Annotated in this window: 16 protein-coding genes; 4 read left to right on the forward strand and 12 right to left on the reverse strand. The window is 42.0% G+C overall.

Features of this window, described 5'->3' with window-relative positions; all coding sequences use genetic code 11:
• The first annotated feature begins 178 nt into the window (after window positions 1-178).
• Entirely contained in the window at window positions 179-2,068 is a 1,890-nt protein-coding gene (locus tag L4C39_RS03395) for a putative nucleotidyltransferase substrate binding domain-containing protein (protein WP_017053944.1), read from the forward strand.
• 6 nt (window positions 2,069-2,074) lie between these two features.
• Entirely contained in the window at window positions 2,075-2,794 is a 720-nt protein-coding gene (locus tag L4C39_RS03400) for a 3'-5' exonuclease (protein ID WP_017053945.1), read from the forward strand.
• Window positions 2,795-2,964: 170 nt separating this feature from the next.
• Here the strand turns inward: L4C39_RS03400 and L4C39_RS03405 are convergent, their stop codons facing one another.
• Together L4C39_RS03405 and L4C39_RS03410 are read right to left on the reverse strand one after the other, a co-directional pair.
• A complete protein-coding gene (locus L4C39_RS03405; RefSeq protein WP_261888289.1) occupies window positions 2,965-4,848 on the reverse strand; it encodes a methyl-accepting chemotaxis protein in 1,884 nt (627 codons plus the stop codon).
• 239 nt (window positions 4,849-5,087) lie between these two features.
• Complete coding sequence (locus tag L4C39_RS03410; protein WP_017053947.1) at window positions 5,088-6,659, reverse strand: BCCT family transporter; 1,572 nt, start codon at window positions 6,657-6,659, stop codon at window positions 5,088-5,090.
• Window positions 6,660-7,051: 392 nt separating this feature from the next.
• Here L4C39_RS03410 and L4C39_RS03415 point away from each other — a divergent pair, with 392 nt between their 5' ends.
• The gene (locus L4C39_RS03415; protein WP_017053948.1) at window positions 7,052-7,528 is read left to right on the forward strand and encodes a MarR family winged helix-turn-helix transcriptional regulator; all 477 of its coding nucleotides are present in this window, start codon (window positions 7,052-7,054) and stop codon (window positions 7,526-7,528) included.
• A 51-nt stretch (window positions 7,529-7,579) separates the two neighbouring features.
• Here the strand turns inward: L4C39_RS03415 and L4C39_RS03420 are convergent, their stop codons facing one another.
• The 6 genes from L4C39_RS03420 to L4C39_RS03445 form a co-directional block, all read right to left on the reverse strand.
• A complete protein-coding gene (locus L4C39_RS03420; RefSeq protein WP_017053949.1) occupies window positions 7,580-8,221 on the reverse strand; it encodes a response regulator in 642 nt (213 codons plus the stop codon).
• A 3-nt stretch (window positions 8,222-8,224) separates the two neighbouring features.
• Window positions 8,225-9,574, reverse strand: coding sequence for a cache domain-containing protein (locus L4C39_RS03425; protein ID WP_171756467.1), 1,350 nt, complete (start codon window positions 9,572-9,574; stop codon window positions 8,225-8,227).
• 131 nt (window positions 9,575-9,705) lie between these two features.
• A complete protein-coding gene (locus L4C39_RS03430; protein WP_113797275.1) occupies window positions 9,706-10,989 on the reverse strand; it encodes a TRAP transporter large permease in 1,284 nt (427 codons plus the stop codon).
• Window positions 10,990-11,001: 12 nt separating this feature from the next.
• Entirely contained in the window at window positions 11,002-11,553 is a 552-nt protein-coding gene (locus L4C39_RS03435) for a TRAP transporter small permease subunit (RefSeq protein ID WP_261888290.1), read from the reverse strand.
• A gap of 219 nt (window positions 11,554-11,772) precedes the next feature.
• Window positions 11,773-12,870 carry a TRAP transporter substrate-binding protein gene (locus tag L4C39_RS03440; RefSeq protein ID WP_017053953.1) on the reverse strand — a complete coding sequence of 366 codons (1,098 nt, stop codon included), beginning with the start codon at window positions 12,868-12,870 and terminating at the stop codon, window positions 11,773-11,775.
• Window positions 12,871-13,262: 392 nt separating this feature from the next.
• Complete coding sequence (locus L4C39_RS03445; RefSeq protein ID WP_171756465.1) at window positions 13,263-13,631, reverse strand: MarR family transcriptional regulator; 369 nt, start codon at window positions 13,629-13,631, stop codon at window positions 13,263-13,265.
• Between the two features lie 232 nt (window positions 13,632-13,863).
• Between L4C39_RS03445 and L4C39_RS03450 the strand changes: the two genes are divergently transcribed.
• Window positions 13,864-14,640: a DUF2982 domain-containing protein gene (locus L4C39_RS03450; protein WP_017053955.1), complete on the forward strand. Its 777-nt coding sequence runs from the start codon at window positions 13,864-13,866 to the stop codon at window positions 14,638-14,640.
• Window positions 14,641-14,682: 42 nt separating this feature from the next.
• On the opposite strand, the gene L4C39_RS03455 is transcribed toward L4C39_RS03450, so the two are convergent.
• From L4C39_RS03455 to L4C39_RS03470, 4 genes are all read right to left on the reverse strand, one after another.
• A complete protein-coding gene (locus tag L4C39_RS03455; RefSeq protein WP_429744440.1) occupies window positions 14,683-15,336 on the reverse strand; it encodes an MBL fold metallo-hydrolase in 654 nt (217 codons plus the stop codon).
• A 64-nt stretch (window positions 15,337-15,400) separates the two neighbouring features.
• The gene (gene mepK / locus L4C39_RS03460; protein WP_017053957.1) at window positions 15,401-15,949 is read right to left on the reverse strand and encodes a peptidoglycan L,D-endopeptidase MepK; all 549 of its coding nucleotides are present in this window, start codon (window positions 15,947-15,949) and stop codon (window positions 15,401-15,403) included.
• Between the two features lie 173 nt (window positions 15,950-16,122).
• Window positions 16,123-17,691, reverse strand: a complete 1,569-nt coding sequence (locus L4C39_RS03465) for a L,D-transpeptidase family protein (RefSeq protein ID WP_429744442.1) — start codon at window positions 17,689-17,691, stop codon at window positions 16,123-16,125.
• A gap of 165 nt (window positions 17,692-17,856) precedes the next feature.
• Window positions 17,857-19,218 (reverse strand): MATE family efflux transporter, encoded by a 1,362-nt coding sequence (locus L4C39_RS03470; protein WP_429744444.1) that lies wholly within the window; start codon window positions 19,216-19,218, stop codon window positions 17,857-17,859.
• Window positions 19,219-19,250 lie beyond the last annotated feature (32 nt).

The raw sequence follows: 19,250 nt of genomic DNA on the forward strand, positions 1-19,250 counted from the left end.
AACCCCTCTTTTAAACACCAATTGACATTGTTTGACTCGATATCTCATTGAATACTAGTCTATTAAATCAAATTATGAGAAGAAGCAAATCACGATTTGGAAAACTGTCTGACAAATAGTTTAAATGCTGTAACATGGTCTATTCTTCTTATGTATATCTATTTGGACGTGTTTAAATATGGAAGCTGAATTACTCGAAATACAAAATTTTCTGGCACAATATCCCCCATTCAACGAACTCCCAGAAGACGTCCTCACTAAAGTTACCCAAAACGTTGAAATATCCTATTATCGCCAAGATACGCCTATCATACATTTAGGCGATCATATTAATGACCTCTATATCGTTCGCAGCGGGGTCGTGGAAGTATATCGACGTAAAGGAGAGCTTTATAACCGCTTAGATCAAGGCGACTTGTTTGGGCAAATGGGTCTACTTACCAACAATAAAGTCCGTTTCCCAGTAAAAGCGATTGAAGACACCCTAGTATACTGCCTCTCTGAAGAGATATTCCAAGAACTGTATGAAAACCACGATTCCTTTGCAGACTTTGTCGAAGTAGAAGATAACGCGCGTTTGAGACAGGCTAACTCAGAAAGTAATGATGCCAATGATCTGACAACGTCTAAAGTGCGAACCTTGTTGAGCCGTGAAGCCCCAACAATTCAAAAGCATCAAACCATACAACAAGCCGCAATAATGATGGCAGAAGAGAACATATCGTCGCTACTGATTATCGACCCCGAAATCATTCAAGACGACGAAGATGATAACTCACCGGTTATTGGTATTATCACCGACCGAGATCTCTGCACTCGAGTGCTTGCTGAAGGTTTAGATCCAAGTGATGATGTGTCCACAGTGATGACCACCGAAGTTATATCTCTGGATCATAATGCCTATGTATACGAGGCAATGCTCACCATGCTTCGTTATAACGTGCACCACTTACCGGTTTTAAAAGACAAGAAGCCTATTGGTATCATAGAAGCGACTGATATTGTCCGTTATGAATCCCAAAACTCTCTGTTACTCGTAAGCAGTATTTTCCAGCAACAAAGTGTTGAAGAGTTAGTATCACTCTCAGAGCAAGTGAAAGACAGCTTTGTCCGTTTAGTGAATGAGGATGCGAACTCTCACATGGTTGGGACGGCGATGTCAGTCATTGGCCGCAGCTTCAAACAGCGCATTATCGAACTGGCAGAAGAAACTCTTGGCAGCGCTCCAATTCCCTACTGCTTTCTTGCTCTTGGCTCTATGGGCCGAGATGAACAGCTTATTGTTACCGATCAAGATAACGCGATTATCCTTGATGAAAGCTATGACGATGAAAAACATAATGCCTACTTTGAGGCGTTCTCTAAATTCATCTGTGATGGTCTAGATAAATGTGGGTATAGCTATTGCACGGGCGATATCATGGCGACCAACAAAATGTGGCGCATGACTCGTTCTGAGTGGGAAGCATGTTTTGCCGATTGGATTGATGATCCAAACCCTAAAGCTCTGCTCAATGCCTCTATCTTTTTCGATCTAGATGGTATCTATGGGCGCTTAAAGTGGGCGGAACAACTCAATAGTTTTATTGTTCGTAGAGCAAGAAAAAACAACCGTTTCTTAGCATGTCTTGCGCGTAATGCTCTCAACCGCACGCCTCCTTTGGGCTTTTTCAAAGACTTCGTAATGGAAAAAGATGGCAGACATAATAACTCGATCAACTTAAAACGCCGTGGTACTGCACCACTTGCCGATCTTGTTCGTGTTCATGCTCTTGCGGTTGGCTCCCGTTCCCAAAACTCATTCGAGCGATTGGATGACATTATTGATGCTGGCATCCTTCCGAAAGGACGCGCTCAAGATTTGAAAGATGCAATGGAGTTCATCTACATGGTAAGGATTCGACATCAAGCGTTGGACGTTGAGAACAAAATTGAGCCCGATAACAATATCGAACCTGAAAACCTATCTGACTTTGAGCGCCGTAATCTAAAGGATGCTTTCCAAATTTTGAGTAATGCACAGAATTTCTTGAAATTCCGCTACCAAGCAAGCAACAGTTTCAAGTAGGTCGTTATGATTATTAAAGCACTACAACAACCAAGCATCGACTGGCAAATGAAGTTTTCAAAGAAACTGATACAAGCCAGAGATCACCGACTTCAATCTTTTTATAGCAAGATACTACCAAGCCCGGATACGCCAATCTCTGAAATTGAATTCTTGGCTGTGGATTTTGAAACAACCGGATTAGATCCTAAAAAAGATGGCATTATAACGATTGGAGTCGTGCCATTTACTCTCAATCGTATCTGTTTAAGCCGAGCGAAGCATTGGACGGTTCGACCTAAGCAGAAGCTAGAAGAAGAGTCAGTTGTGATCCATGGCATCACGCATAATGATATTTTGGGTGCACCTGATTTTTCTGAAGTGATTGACGAAGTGCTTGATGCACTTTCAGGAAAAATAATGGTCGTGCATTATCGACGCATTGAGCGTGAGTTTTTAGATCAGGCTTTAAAGGCTCGTATCAATGAAGGTATCATTTTCCCTGTGCTCGATACTCTACAAATAGAATCCGATCTACAGAATAAAATTTCTGGCGGCTTATGGAATAAGTTAAAAGGTAAGAAACCTGGCTCTGTGCGTTTGGGGAAAAGCCGAACTCGCTATGGGCTACCTGTTTATACGCCGCACCATGCTCTGACGGATGCTATCGCTACCGCTGAGCTGCTACAGGCTCAAATTGCCCATCATTTTGATCCTAACCAACCAATACGAGACTTTTGGCTTTAACTCCCTTTCCTGAATTTAATGGTCAGCTGCGGTTTAGCTTGATTGCCAATAGTTGAGACAACTCTTTCGCTAACATCAAGATCAAAAAAAGGAGCTTAATTTTAAGCTCCTTTTTACTCTTACTTTCACTTTATAGCTTTATAGCTTTATAGCTTTATAGCTTTATAGCTTTATAGCTTAAACTGGCTGATCTCTGTCTCTAGTTCAAATGACAAATCAGAGAGTTTAGCAGCTTGCGTTGCTGCATCTTGTGCTTCAGTCGCTAGCTCATTTGATACATCACGAATACCTTGAGTATTACGAGTGATCTCAGATGTCACTGAGGCTTGCTCTTCAGCGGCAGAAGCGATCTGCGTAGCCATATCACTAATACGCTCAACTGCTGTGTGAATTTGAGTCAAACTGACTGCGGCAGAGTTTGCATCATCAACACTTGTATCAGCAAGCATACGGCTGTCATCCATAATTGAAACCGCTTTCGTTGTAGTGCTTTGAAGCATCTCAATCGTCTGCTGAATCTCTTGCGTTGACGCATGAGTACGCTGGCTTAAAACACGAACCTCATCCGCAACAACAGCAAAACCACGACCTTGTTCGCCTGCACGAGCTGCTTCAATCGCAGCATTCAGTGCTAGCAAGTTCGTTTGCTCTGCAATACCTTGAATGGTAGACAGAATCGTATTGATGCTGTTTCCGTGCGCTTCAAGCTCTTGAATAACATTCGTCGCCACTTGCACTTCTTGAGCTAAGTTTTGGATTGAGCTTTGTGTTTGTGTCACTTGGTTAGAACCATGTTCACACGCACCTACCGCTTCAGAAGAGTTTTGAGCCGTATTATCAGCATTTCCTGCAATTTCTTGAGTCGCCGCAGCCATTTCATTTACAGCAGTCGCGACCATATTGATCTCGTCTTGTTGTAGTTGAATACGAGCACTACGTTCTTCAGCTTGAGAAGCGGTTAACTTCGCTTGCTCTGAAAGAGATGCTGATACTTCACTTAACTTGGTAACCATTAAGTGCATGTTACCCACAAACTTATTGAAGTTCGTAGCAAGCTGGCCTACTTCATCATCACTACGTGGTGTTAAACGCTGAGTTAAATCACCTTCGCCTGATGCGATTTCTTCAAGTGCTTTAGACACACGGCCAAGATCTCGGAATAAGAAGCTCACTAACCAAGAAACTAACAGAATAACGAGTATGGTGATCACTACAGCCGTTGTAATCAGCTGCATCAGTAGAGATGAGTGCCCAGCTTCTTCTGTTGCACGGTCCATCTCAATACCAAAAATCCACTTAGTATTAGGAACGTTCACAAAATATAGAAGCTTCTGCTTACCCTTGTTCTCGATGATTTCGATGCTCTTACTTTGAACTGCTTGCTCAATGCTGTTCATGCTAAGCTCATTCGAAAGCTGGCTTACCGGTTTAAGCAGTAAGCTTTTATCTGGGTGTGCTAGGAAGGTGCCGTCGTTTGTATCGATCAGCATTGCGTAAGCATTTTCACCAACTTCTAAACTGATGACGTCATTAATCAATTGGTCAATCAGTACATCTGCCCCAACAACACCAACAAATTTGCCATTTTGATTTACCGGTTCAGCAATGGTCACAAGTAACGCATTGGTGATCGCATCTTGGTAAGCCGTCGTTATGATTTGTTGACCTGCAGAGTTTGCATCTTTGTACCACGGACGTTGACGAGGATCATAACCAGCACGATTACGTTCAGGGTGTGAACGGAACATGCCACCTTCTGGAGTACCTAGGAAAATATCGTCAAAGTTACCCGCTTTACGGGCTTGTTGAAGAAATGGGACAACGTCAGATTCTTCACTAAAGTCGTTAAATGCTGAAGCGATATCTTTACGAATAGTAATCCAGCTTTCTATACCTTCAGAAGCTGCAAACGAAAGGCTTTGTGCTCTTGAATAGATGCCAGTTCGAGTTTGTTCAAATAATTTATCAGCGGACATCCAAGTCAATGCAGTTGCCATCAACACAACTGCCGATAAGCTTGCGCCTATCAACTTCTGTTTAAGAGTAATTTTCATAATTCGAGATCAGCTCATGTAGCCAAAAATAGTTGGCGATAGTAGCTATTTTTTTCACGCTCTGCGAGTGAATTCTCATTTAATTTTAAGCTTTTATTTATCCTTTGATAAAACCATCAAATAACGTCAATTCTGCGTCGACTGTCAAAAAAAAGCGTTACAAAAAAGCCATCAAAATAAAAAAAGGGATGAACATATCGTTCATCCCTTCATCTATTTATTACACAATTATGTGCTTTTTATCGCTTTTCGGTACGCATACCCATCAACAAGCTCACGCACATTAATAACAATATAAATGTGAATGGCAAGGCTGTTGAAATTGCACCCGCTTGAAGAGCTTCAATTGCTTTTGTTCCGCCAACCCACAGTAGAGCAACCGCAATTGCACCTTCCATGAATGCCCAGAACACACGTTGAAGAACTGGTGCATCAACTTTACCACCAGCAGTAATACTATCGATAACTAATGAACCAGAATCTGATGATGTAATGAAGAACACCAATACCAGTACAACAGCAACCACAGATAACAAAGTACCGTACGGTAGAACATCAAACATTTGGAACATAGCTAGTGGAACATCTGTAAGACCTTTCGTACCTAGATCACCAACACCATTTTGTATTTGATCAATCGCCATGCCACCGAACACTGACATCCAAAGAATGGTTACAGTTGTTGGAACAATCAGCACTGCCGTGATGAATTCACGAACCGTACGACCTTTAGAGACACGAGCAATGAACATACCTACGAATGGGGACCATGAAATCCACCAAGCCCAGTAGAATACAGTCCAACCTTGGAACCAAGCTTCATCACTACGACCATGTGGGTTACTTAATGGAATGATATTTTCCACGTAAGCCATCACTGTTGTTGGGATTGAACCGAGTGTCACTGCGTAGCCAATGAGAGCAACAAGAGCCAGTAATACAAATGCGATAATCATGTTGATATTACTGATAACTTTTACACCACCATCAATACCACGGATAACAGAGACAACCGCAAGAAGCGTCACAACGGTAATGACTGCAATTTGTAATCCCATGCCGGCTTCAATACCGAAAACATGGTGAATACCACTTGCCGCTTGCTGTGCACCAAGGCCAAGCGAAGTCGCTAAACCAAATAGAGTTGCTAGCACCGCAAGAATATCAACAATATGTCCAGCCCAACCCCAAGCTCGGTCACCTAAAATAGGATAGAAGATTGAGCGAATTGATAGCGGTAAGCCTTTATTATAAGTAAAGAAAGCAAGTGAAAGCGCAACGACACCGTAAATAGCCCAAGGGTGAAGACCCCAGTGGTACATAGTCGCACCTAGTGCCAGTTTAGCGGCTTCCGGAGTATTTGCTTCTACCCCGAGTGGCGTTTCATACCAACCGGTATAGTACGCTGCAGGTTCTGCAACACTCCAGAACATCAGGCCGATACCCATACCTGCTGCGAATAACATCGCTAGCCATGAAAGCCATGAATAATCAGCGACCGCGTCCGTACCACCTAAACGAATTTTACCAAATGGTGAAACAATGAGAGCCAAGCAGAAAATAACAAAGATATTACCTGACCAGATGAATAGCCAGTCGAAAGAACCAATGATTTGCCACTTAATTCCATCAAGTGCCGCTTTTGCTGTTTCTGCATCTAAAACTAGTGCAGCAATCAAAAATAGCGCAATGAAACCCGCACTCACGCCGAATACAGGGTTATGAACATCAAAACCCCATTTCTGCACATTATCTTGACCTACTGTATAGTCAGTACTGTCAATACTGTACTTATCTATCCCTTTTTGCATTCTTCCTCACTTCAGCAATCAAATAATTTTTAGTACAACGAGGCATTTAATAAAATAACTCGCACACACTGAAATTTACTTAGATCACTAATATATTTACATTTCAAAAACGTCCACTAGGTTACCATTACTGCCATTAAAAACCTAATAAACAACACAAAACAGTCAGATATCGCCATTTTCCGCTCAATTATCGACCAATAATCGGAAATTTAATTACGGTATTGATCGATATTTCGTTACTTTAATTATTCGAACTCTAAACTTTATTCACTCAATACACTTATGTCGTACACCTCATTAATGAAAACTGATCATTTCACCTCTTTTCATGTAAATCGAATTGATGTAATTTCCCTGATGTCACTCACTCATACATTGGAATTCAGACATTGGATAAGCATGAAGAAGTCTTGGTATCAATCCGCCAAATCATTCGAGCAATTGATCTCCACTCCAAAAAACTAAGCAAAGAATCAGGTTTAACAGGGCCGCAGTTAGTTTTACTTCGAGCTATCAAAGAGCTAGGTAATGTGACAATTAAGCAGTTATCTAATCACACCAATATGAGTCAAGCGACAGCTACTACTATTTTAGATCGCCTAGAGAGAAATGGTTATATCGAGCGTGTACGTAGCCTCGAAGATAAACGTAAAGTTCATGCCAAATTAACTGAATCAGGTACATCTTTACTACAAAGTGCGCCTCTTCCATTACAGGAACATTTCATTAATCGTTTTCAACAGCTTGAAGAGTGGGAACAGAGTTTGCTACTTTCTTCTGTTCAGCGTATCTCATCAATGATGAATGCCGAAGGGTATAACGTCGCCCCTATTCTTGAAATTGGCAGCATTACTAAGCCAGAATAAACCATTTCAAAAAACCATTTTCAAGGTCAGTGTATACACTGACCTTTTTATTTAATTGGATAACCCTTTTTCCAAAGCATACTTAGCTAGTTCCGCGGTGGAGTGAATATCAAGTTTGTGTTTGATGTTTTGCCTGTGAGTCTCAACGGTTCGATAACTGATACCTAAAAGCGTTGCAATTTTCTTACTACTCGCACCTTGAGCGACCAATTTCAGCACGGCCTCTTCACGCCGACTCAAAGGGTTGGGTTTCTGAGCACTGGTTTCGATCTGTTGAGTAAACAGTGTTTGAGTGACCGACTCGCAAAAATAGGTAGAACCTTGATTCACAGTTTTGATCGCTTGAACCATTTTTTCGGCTGAAATCTCTTTGAGCATGTAGCCAACCGCCCCAGTCTGCATCACTTTCATGATGTATTCCCGATTATCATGCATCGTTAGCATCAATATTTTTGCGTCTGGCGATTCTTCGTGAATTAATCTCGTGGCGTCAATTCCATTCATAATTGGCATGCTGATATCCATCAATACCACATCAGGCTTGCACTGTCGGACAACATCAACGGCCTCTAACCCATTACTTGCCGTTCCAATCACTTCAATACCCGTTTCTAACTCTAGCCGAGCCATAAAACCATCAAGTACAACCTGATGATCATCAACGATCACTACTGATATTTCTTTATCATCCATTGATTACACCAATCCATCTAAGTTAAATAGCACCGTTATTTCTGTTCCAAACCCTTGTTCGCTCATAAGCTCAAATTCACCGCCCATGAACTCTACCCGCTCACGCATATTTCTAAGGCCGATTCCTTTTCGGTGAGTGGCTACATTTAGGTTAAACCCTTGCCCATCATCTCTAACAATCAACTGCAACTGGTTTCCAAATTGCTGCAGTATTACCGTCACCTTCTTTGCATGAGCATGCTTCTCGATATTATTCAGTGATTCCTGAACCACTCGATAAAGTGTAGTCGCGACTTCTGATTTGAGCTTTCCTGTCTGAGTTTCAAAGTGAATTTCCGTTTCAATATTTGAGTGAGCTTTGTAGTCTTGTAATAGAGTATTCAACGCCGCTTCTAAGCCAATATCGTCTAGTGCACTTGGCCTTAAGTTATGCGAAATACGTCGAACTTCGGAAATTGCCGTCATCAATGAGTGTTGTGACTTCTCAATATGCAGTGCCAGCTTTTTATCATTCAATTTATGCGCTAACAGCTCTAAATGACATTTACTGGAGACAAGCAGTTGGTTTATGCCGTCATGCAACTCTCTGGCTAAGTGCTTCTTTTCATCCTCTTGGAACATGACCGTTTTATGTGCCAACTCTTTTAAATTCTTATCCGCTAAGCGATGTTCATGTAAATTGATCGCTAAGGTTAAAACAATGATCACCGCGACGGTCACCCCAAGAATCGACACAATAGAGAAGAAGGTCGTTTCGATATTTTTATTGATCGCAGCCTGCATATTCGCAACTTCGAGGCTGATATCTTCAATATAGAGCCCCGTACCAATCATCCAATCCCACTTACTTAACCATGCTGCATAACTGAGTTTGGGGACGGTTTCACCCGTTGACGGTTTCTGCCATAAATATTGATGAAACCCGCCGCCATTCTTAGCTTGATGCAACAATTCTGCAATCAGAAAGTCACCATTGAGATCTTGAATATGCAGTAAGTTTTGCCCCACCAATTCTGGCTGAATTGGGTGCACTAAATTAGTACCAAACTCATCGTAGGCAAAAAAGTAACCATCCGAACCATAACGCAAGCGCGATAATATATCCCGAACCCGTTGCTTAGCTTCGGCATCATCAGGTGCTGAATTATGGTAGATGTGTGAAATGGCGTCAGAGGCAATATCGACACTATCTTTCAGTGCGGTTTCTCGCGATTGGATCAAACTCTCGCGGAAGATTTTGATCTCATTCTCACCGAGTGTTTTTGCTTGATGCAGGGTGATCCAACTAATACTGGCGGTGACCAATATCAACGGAAGTAATGTTAGTAAAATCAATTTAGCTTTTAGAGGCATTCCTTTCCTCACTGGTGATTTTCTTTGTCAGATAAAAGAAAACTGCTTACTACCTTGATAGTAGTAAGCAGTTCTAATGTAACAATTTATTTTCAATCTATGAAAATAAACTCATGTAACCTCTATTGCGATCACATTCCATAGAAACCAGGAAAAATAAGTAATGAAGCTAATACGAGTATTTGAATACCAATGAAGGGCATTACGCCACGGTAGATATCTCGCGTTGTGATCCCTTTTGGAGCAACACCTTTAAGGTAGAACAGACTGAAACCAAATGGAGGGGTTAAGAATGAGGTCTGTAAATTCATCGCCACCAAAATCGCAAACCACACCATGTTAATGCCCATCAATTCTGCCACCGGAGCTAAGATTGGAACAATAATGAAACAAATTTCAACGAAATCGATAAAGAATCCCAGAATCAAAATAACGATCATGGTGATTATCAGGAAGCCCCATTTGTCACCAGGGATGGCAAGCATCCACTCTTCTACAAGGTAATCCCCTCCAGTGTATGTAAACGCCATGGAAAAGGCCGTTGCACCGAGCAAAATAGCAAATACCATTGCCGTCACTTTTACGGTCTCTTTTGCCGCGTCATACACCATTTGAAGGCTGAACTGTCGATACAGTAACGAAAGTACGATTGCCCCGGCGCCACCTAAAGCCGCAGATTCTGTTGGCGTCGCCACACCAGCGAAGATCGAACCCAGCACGACAATAATCAACGCGAGTGGTGGAATCACCGCTTTTAACGCTTTGAACACCTCTTCTTTTCGACTAATTGACTCATCACGCTCAATGCACTGTGCTGCTTCTGGGTTCATCTTTGCATAGATAAGAATATAAACGATGTACGCCCCAACCAGCATCACGCCCGGCCAAATTGCCGCTTGGAAAAGATCCCCCACAGGTACGCCCAATACATCACCGAGCAGAATCAATACAATCGACGGTGGAATGATTTGTCCTAACGTGCCCGACGCACAGATGGTGCCGCAAGCGAGGCCTTTGTCGTAATTATATTTGAGCATCACAGGTAATGATATCAAGCCCATCGCAACCACTGATGCCCCAACGACACCTGTAGACGCGGCAAGTAACGCGCCAACCAATACTGTGGAGATCGCAATACCACCGCGAACGCCACCAAATAAACGTCCCATTGATTCAAGCAACTGCTCTGCTAAACGTGTTTTTTGCAGGACTAAGCCCATAAAAACAAACAGAGGAACCGCCATTAGAACGGTGTTTTCCATAATGGATTGAATTCGATATGGCATGAAAGCGAACATTTCTATGCCTTCTGCCCACACACCGAAAATAAGCGCAATGCCGCCAAACGTAAATGCTACTGGAAAACCCAACAACAAGGCGAACAGTGCTACAAAAAACATCACGATACCGATCATCTTGTAATTCCTTTACTTTGAGTCAACAGATTGAGCATGAATGAGGTGCGGATTCACGATCTTGTTAATTGAATGCAGAAGCAGTCCAATGCCACTTAGCGCCATCAAGAAGAATGACAATGGGATCATGGCTTTTATTATCCAGCGGTATGGCAGCCCACCAGGATCACCTGAAGTCTCTCCTAGTGAGTAGCTCTCTTTGGCAAAATCAACACCGTACCAAGCCACCAGCAGGCAAAACGGAAATAGGAAGATGATGGTACCTAAAACATCGATGATCGCTTGTGCTTTAAATGACAAACGCTCATAAAAGACATCTACGCGAACATGGCCGCCAGATTTAATCGCGTATGGTACCCCAAGTAAGAAGACAGCCGAAAACAGATGCCACTCCATCTCTTGAAATCCAATCGACACGTCATTGAATACGTAGCGCATTACGACGTCGTACACGACATTCGCAAGTAGTAAAATGAATAGAATGCTGGATAACCATCCGAGGAAATCTCCGATCCGGTTAAACAATCTCTCAATATAAATCAGGTTTCTCATATCCGACTCCATGGAACTGCATGACTAGGCTCTAACTTATATTTATGTGCTTATATTCAAGTACTGATACTCAGAGCAAACTGGCCAAAATTCATCGCGCCAGTGAGACTATATAAACCAATATAAAAGCGATCACGGTTCAAGCGGCATTCGCCAATGTAAAAGGGTTCTTGGGCTTTTGCGGTGTAGGAAACCCCTACACCGACGATTTAGAAATGATTCAGCGGGCTCTTATTGTTGAGCTTGGCTGTTTAAATATGCGCGATGAGATATGTTTGACCATGGTCGAACTTGGTTGATGTAATCAGCCTGAGACGCTTGAATCTCTTTCGCTAAAGCATCTTTTGCTGCGTGCTCTGCCAATAAGCGTCCATTCGCCTCACGTAGAGCTGCCATTACCTCATCTGGGAAGTTTTTAACCTGAACGTTTGGATATTCAGATTGAATCGACGCCCAGTTTTTACCACTTTCGTGTTTAGACTGAGTGTACATATCGTAAGCGGCGGTCTTCATTGCTATTTTCAATATAGCTTTCAAATCATCCGGAAGCTTTTTCCATGTGCGTTCATTGACTAAGAACTGCAACTCAGTTCCCGGCTCATGCCAACCTGTGTAGTAGTAAGGAGCAATTTTGTGAAAGCCCATTCGTAAGTCCAGAGATGGCCCCACCCACTCTAATGCATCAATCGTACGACGCTCTAGAGAGGTATATAACTCTCCAGGGGCAATATTCGTAGGCTTAGCCCCTAACTCGGCAAGGATTTCACCAGCAAACCCAGGGATGCGCATTTTAAGACCTTTCAAATCATCAACACTGTTGATCTCTTTTTGAAACCAGCCGCCCATTTGGGTATCTGTATTACCACCTGGGAATGAAAGCAGTTTGTGTTTTGAATACACTTTCTCCATCAACTCCATGCCACCACCGTAGTAGAACCATGCGTACTGCTCTGTCGGTAACATACCAAAAGGCATCGAAGTAAAGTACAGCGTATTAGGCACCTTCCCTTTCCAGTAGTAAGACGCGGAATGCCCCATGTCGTATTGACCAGATTTCACCATATCGAACACACCAAGAGGTGCTTTATGTTTGTTTGATGAATCGATGCGGATCTGTAAACGACCATTCGACATCTCTTCAGCCATTTTAGCCATGTTTTTTGTGGCATCGCCAAAAATTGGAAAGTTCGGTCCCCATGTTTCTGCAAGTTTCAAACGATAAACTTTATCAGCAGCAGAGGCTGTCGTTGAGACTAACGCAGCACATGTAGCAGCAATAACAACACCACTGGTAATGGCTCGCTTAATAGATTTCTTTATCAAACTCATTCTTACGTCCTTGGTTAGGTTTCTTACACTCATACCTCAGAGTGTCTTCGTGCACCTTTACAATGGAATAGAAAATCAAAATAAAAAATCAGCGAGACCACGCAGTAAAACCAGCTTACATCTAGGTATTAGACAATAGTATTAAGTATAAATACGTAGGACAAAATCAAAATCTGAAATATAAGTCTAAAATATCATTGAGTTAGAAAATCCAAATATACAGCTCGATGTAAATAGCACTTAAGTATTTACTTACATTCAATTGTTGAGGTTATTTTACTAAGTTGTGACAGAGGTAATTTTATAGCCGTAATTTGGAAGGGAGGTAAATATGTTGCATAAAAAAACCCCGATAGACGGGGTTTAAAACTTATGCAGAGCAGAGAGTAAAATTAAACTGCTTTGTAGATAACTTTGTTACCTGCAAGTTGCTCTTTAGCGACTAAGTTTTCTTCTAGAAGTTTTTTCAATGCACCTGTTGCCCAAGAACCCGCTTTTGCTTCTTCTTGGCCAGCCGCTAGGCCGATACTTTTAGGGTTGATACCATCAGCATTGCTTACAACAATATCTAGAACTTGTTGCTGCTTAGGAGTTAGTGCAACGTCAACTTTTTTAGTTACTACTGCTGCTACTTTTTTCTCTACTGCTGGCTTTACCGCTACAGGCTTTGCTGTTTTAGGCGCAGTTGCTAAGTTTGCCACTGACGCTTTAATGCGTTTTTGCAGTTTAGCCTGCACTTTACGCTTATGAGCAAGTCTCATTGAATGTTTCTCCAGTTCACTGCCATAACGCAGTGGTGAAAATTTGAAGCGCGATTTATACCAAAATTTGGAAACGATTTGTAGGGTCAAGCAACGAAAGACGACGAAAAATGCGTACTTTGCGCAGAAGCGTCTATTATTTATACTACAAGGCCACCGTTATCAGCAATGCATACTGGATGTAAAAACATGCCTTATTTGTAAGCCGTATAAATATGACATAGGGTGAATGATGCAAACTCTACAATTAAGTAATCATAATTTTAATCTTGAATCTTCCATGGCTAAACTTATTGGAGGGATTATCTTTGTCATCGTTTTCTTTTTAATCGGATTATCGACAGGCTGGCAACAAACACTGTTAACCCTCGCCGTTATGTTGGGTATTTTAGGCTTCAGTTACCTAGTGATCGCGAAAAGCAGAGTCGCCTATACCCTTACCTCCACTCACTTCCAGCAACACCTTTACAAAGGGGGCTGGGTGGTAAAATGGACTAATATCGAAAAAATCGGTGTATGTACTCATCATGTTGATGGCTGGCACCAACCTCTTCCTTGGGTTGGGATAAAACTGAAACACTACTCCCCCTACCTCAATAGTATCTGCCCTCGAGTGGCAAGTGACATTCTGCTCACTCAACGTGCGCTTCTCTACTTGGGCGCTCGCCAAAACCTAAGGGATCAACAAAACCGCATGGCACGTCAAAATAGTCAATTAAAGTCAAACTCTAGAAAGGAGGCGAAACGTAAGTTCATTGAATTTGAAGATATCGTGTTAGATTCCAGCCCCTACAAAAATAGCCACGGTGAGGTTTATTCGGGGTTACTCGGAATGTTGGCGAATAGGATGAAATACCAACGTAACTACTATGATTACGATGTTTTCATTGCGGTTGCGGATTTAGATAGAGATGCAGATGAGTTTGTAGGCTTGGCTCGTCGATATTTGGCTGCAGCAAGCGCTGAAGAAGATCCCACCGTTTTTAATAGCCATTTAGAAACCGAATAAAAAAGGAGACTCAATGGCCTCCTTTCTAAATATTTACCCTGATTAATAAATAGGCATCTCATCTGCCACATATGGATTTGACACTCGTTCACGACCAAATGTGGATTCCGGTCCATGTCCCGGAACAAATTTCACCTCATTACCTAGCGGCCACAATTTTGTCTTGATCGAATTAATCAAGGTTGCGTGATCGCCTTGTGGGAAATCGGTACGACCAATACTGCCATTAAATAGAACGTCTCCAACAAAAGCCGTTTTTGCAGAATCACTGAATAGCACGACATGACCTGGGGTATGACCCGGTGTGTGCAAAATATCAATGCTTTCATTACCAAACTTCACTACATCACCATCATTTAGCCAGTGATGTGGTTCAAACGCTTCTGTTAACGGGAAACCAAACATTTGACTCTGATTTTCTAAGCCTTGCAGCCAAAAATCATCCGCTTTATGTGGGCCGATGATCTCCACTTTTAAAATATCTGCAAGTGGCTCAGTTCCGCCGACATGATCTAGATGACCGTGCGTAAGTACAATATTGACGACTTTAACGCCTAACTCTTCAATCAAAACCGCGAGCTGCTTAACATCACCACCGGGATCGACAACAATACCTTCCATTGTTTCATCACACCAAACAATAGAACAATTTTGAGAAAACGAAGTTACAGGAACAACTTGGTACTTTAACGACATATAAAACCTTTCCAATACACGATACTGCGGGAACTATGACATTAGAATTTTACTTTGACAAGGGTTACCACGCCCGTGAAGGCCCTGTATCAATATGAACAAAATTACTCTTTGGGTAATAGCCAACGCCACCCGCTTTCAGTGTCATTGCCGCTTCTCTAACGTGGCTCAGTTTCACACCATCCAAACGGAAATCTAACGCCTGACCTAACATATGGAAACTTTTCTTAGCCACTCCGCTTGATTTTGAACGCAATGCTTCATTTGTGGCTGGCGAACGGTAGCCAGAGATGATCTGCACCTCAGCTTGTGTACCCAGTAACGTTTGAATTTGATTGATCTGTTCGAAAAGATTCTTATCCATCGCAAAAACTTCATTCCTACGGAAATCACGACAAATATGATTCAAACGACCGAGCTCCGAAGCCACATAATCTTGACCATTGAAGTAACATGATTCTAATGACTCACCAGTATGTAGGTTATTCATAGCTATAGTTCGTGGTTTATCAGGATAAGAAGCCTGAGCTAATCGTGGTGCTAAAGAGGCAACAACGAGCCCGCTACCCGCTAAGCGAATAAACTCTCGACGAGAAAATAAAGATTGAGACATACTGAAATTTGTACCGCGTATTAATGGAAACACGGACATTACAGAAAGGAATTTTTAGCGTCAAACGTAAAAAATGACCGATTCAGCCAAGTTTCAACGGTTTTTAACGCTTAATTATTGAACAGAATGGCAAAATTCATTGCTTACTGCAATTGTCATTTTTTAGTCAATCATCACCCTTTTGTCGCTGCAACCTCATCATAGTGATAGATGTCATCACGGTAATGAGTCTGGCCGCCCTCGAACCACACCGTTTGATAGATGATATGCACTGGAATGCGACGTTTTAACCGAATGGAGGTATTGGCAGGTTCTTCAGTGCTCACCAATAATTCTTGACTCGGCACACCTTGGGTTTCTAATAAGAGGGAGGCAAACTTATCGGCATGCTCCACCCTGATACAACCTGAACTGAATGCTCTTACTTCACTGTTAAACAGATTTTTACTGGGAGTATCGTGAAGATAAATCGCTCGCTTATTTGGCGTATTAAACTTGTATAAGCCTAAGGCATTACGATCACCCGATAGTTGCCTCATTCTGTATGGAAATGCATTTGGGTTAACCGTCGCCCAATCTATCACCGCAGGATCAATCTCAACGTGCGAATTCCAACCTTCGATGATCTGAAAATTGTTTCGCACTAAATATTCTGGGTCTCTTTTCACTTTAGGAATAATGTCTTTCACCATGATTTTCCATGGCACATTCCAAGTGGGGTTCATTATGACGGAATCAAGCTTTGCTTCCATTAATGGTGTTTTACGCGACTTTCTTCCAACCACAACTTTGGATTCAAAAACTTCTTGCCCTTGATACCAGTAGCTCATATTAAAATCTGGGACATTCACCATAATGATCGACTCTCGGTTTTTAGGCCACATCCGAGATCTCTCAGCATTAATGGCCAATAACTGAATTCGCTCTTTGGGGCTTAAATTAAGCCATTTCAAAGTCTTAGAGCCAATAATCCCATCCGCCTTTAAACCATGCATGTGTTGGAAAAGCTTAACCACCTTAACTAAGGACCGATCAAATTGATTTGTCGATTCATCCACCATCGTCAAGTCGAGTCCAACAATGGCTAAGCGGTCGAGTAAAATGCTGCGATCAACCAGAATATCACCTTCTCGCTTCAAGCCTATTTGGTAATAACTCGGCACATCATTGCCCAATTGGCTTTCTAAATGCTGATAAGAGGATAAAAAAAGCGAATATTCTTCAATAGGCGGCGCTAAATTCGCTATAAATTCAGGCAATTGTACCGACTTTACCGCATGAATCAGCGAAGACATACTATCTGTGGAGGGCGGGAGTAAAGAAGAGGAGACTTTCGAATCAAAAAACCATAGCTTTCCGTTTTCTCGCGCATTTTGACTATAGCTAAGATAGAGAATCAAGGTATCTGTGGCTAATAAATCATATTCAAACCAACGGCCTTGGCTTTTGTAATATCGTAAATAACGCAATTGATGAGAAAAAAGAGAACTGATTTTGGCGCGATCAATCAAATCCAATTGAAATTCAAATTGGCTGACTGTCTCTTCATTATACCAAACCAACATATCATTATTTTGTCGGTAGATATCATCTACGAGTTCAGGAAACTCCAATACTGAAGAGATATTCGAACTCGGCTCTATCCATCTCATATTTTCAAATCGTTCAAGCGTCACACTTACACCAGAACTAACATTTGAAAATAAGGCGCAAAACATCAGCAGTACTATTTTGAATTTCATGTTTGCCCCTACCTTGCTCGCCATTTCTTTAGTATGGCAAAGAAATGACAAGCTGATAGGAGATTTATTTCATCAATAGATTTGAATGATCAAATTCATCCTTTAGAACTAGTTCTCAACCTCCGATCAACCGCCTCAGATATACATTCATATGAATAAGTGCATTTAACTTGTGGCCATACCTAGATCAGACTCATCCCCTTTTGATTTTAAGATCATCATTAACTGGAACAGTAAAAGCACGCCTGTTGCCGCAAGACCAATTCCAATGCCACCCCAAATGCCAGCCAAGCCATAATCGCGCATGAGTAACCATGCAGCAGGAAGACCAAACACCCAATAACCCACAGCGGTTAACGCCGTCGGCATTAATACGATCTTCATCCCACGCAATAAATTAATCGCTAATAACTGCCATGCATCCGCAACAAAACATAACGCGACAACCCAGAGAAGCGACGACAACATCAAGGTTAAATCAGAGTCGCCACTAACAGTTGGATCATTCAATTGGAAGAACCCAGCAATCACGCCAGGCCAGGCCATAAACACTGCCGCTATAATTGCGCTCAGTACCGACACAATCACGAAACTTTTTTTAACCGTTTCTTTTATACCTTGATGATTCCCCGCACCAAAGTCCTTTCCAACAAGAATGGAGGCCGCTTGCGAGAAACCAAAGTTAATACTCCATGTAAAACTTAAGCATTGTAAAAGGATTTGATGTAATGCCAACGATGCAACACTAATGACGCCCGCCATTAAGGTGCCACCATAAATTAATCCGTGTTCTAGCAAACCTGCAATAGCGATAGGCATCCCCATCACCAAAAGTGGATTCATCAGCTTAAGCGAGTACTCATCTAAATTGAGCCAAGGCGCAAAACGATAGTAAGTTGAGCGTCTAAATACCCAGAAAGAGTAACCGATTAACACAAACAGAGCCGATAACGAAGTGCCTGCACCAAGCCCTGAAATCCCCCAATCCAATTTGAAAGCCAATAAATAGCTCAATGGCACATTCAACAATACGGTGACAATGGACATCACTAATACTGAGCGAGCATCACCAAACGTACTGGTTAACCCCCTTAATACAAGAAGTAACAAGGTTGGTAGCATTGCCCACTTCAGCGTTCCTAAATAGACCATAGCAATACTAATCACATCTTGAGTTTGACTTGCTTGGCGTAGTAAATCTGGTACAAATACGAAACTGGCATTGAGAACTAATGTCAGCAGCACCGATAACATCACCGCACCTTTGATTGCGTAGCGTATCTGCTGAAATCCAAATTCAGGTCGAGCGACACTTTGACCGTAAGCGATAGCAATTAGATTTGCGACACAACCAACAATACACCCTGCAATGATAAACACAAACGAGTACACCGATGCACCTAAGCCACCAGCAGCAAGATCAGCGACGCTCAATCTAGACATCATCCATACGTCGGTTAACACTAACGCCATACCGATGAGCTGAGAGAAAATTAAAGGAAGAGCTAAAGATAAGATTTTTTTCATAAATGCCTCTGATAATTGTTGCCAAAATATCG

Source organism: Vibrio clamense, from assembly GCF_050337905.1.
Taxonomy (GTDB): Bacteria; Pseudomonadota; Gammaproteobacteria; order Enterobacterales; family Vibrionaceae; genus Vibrio; species Vibrio cortegadensis.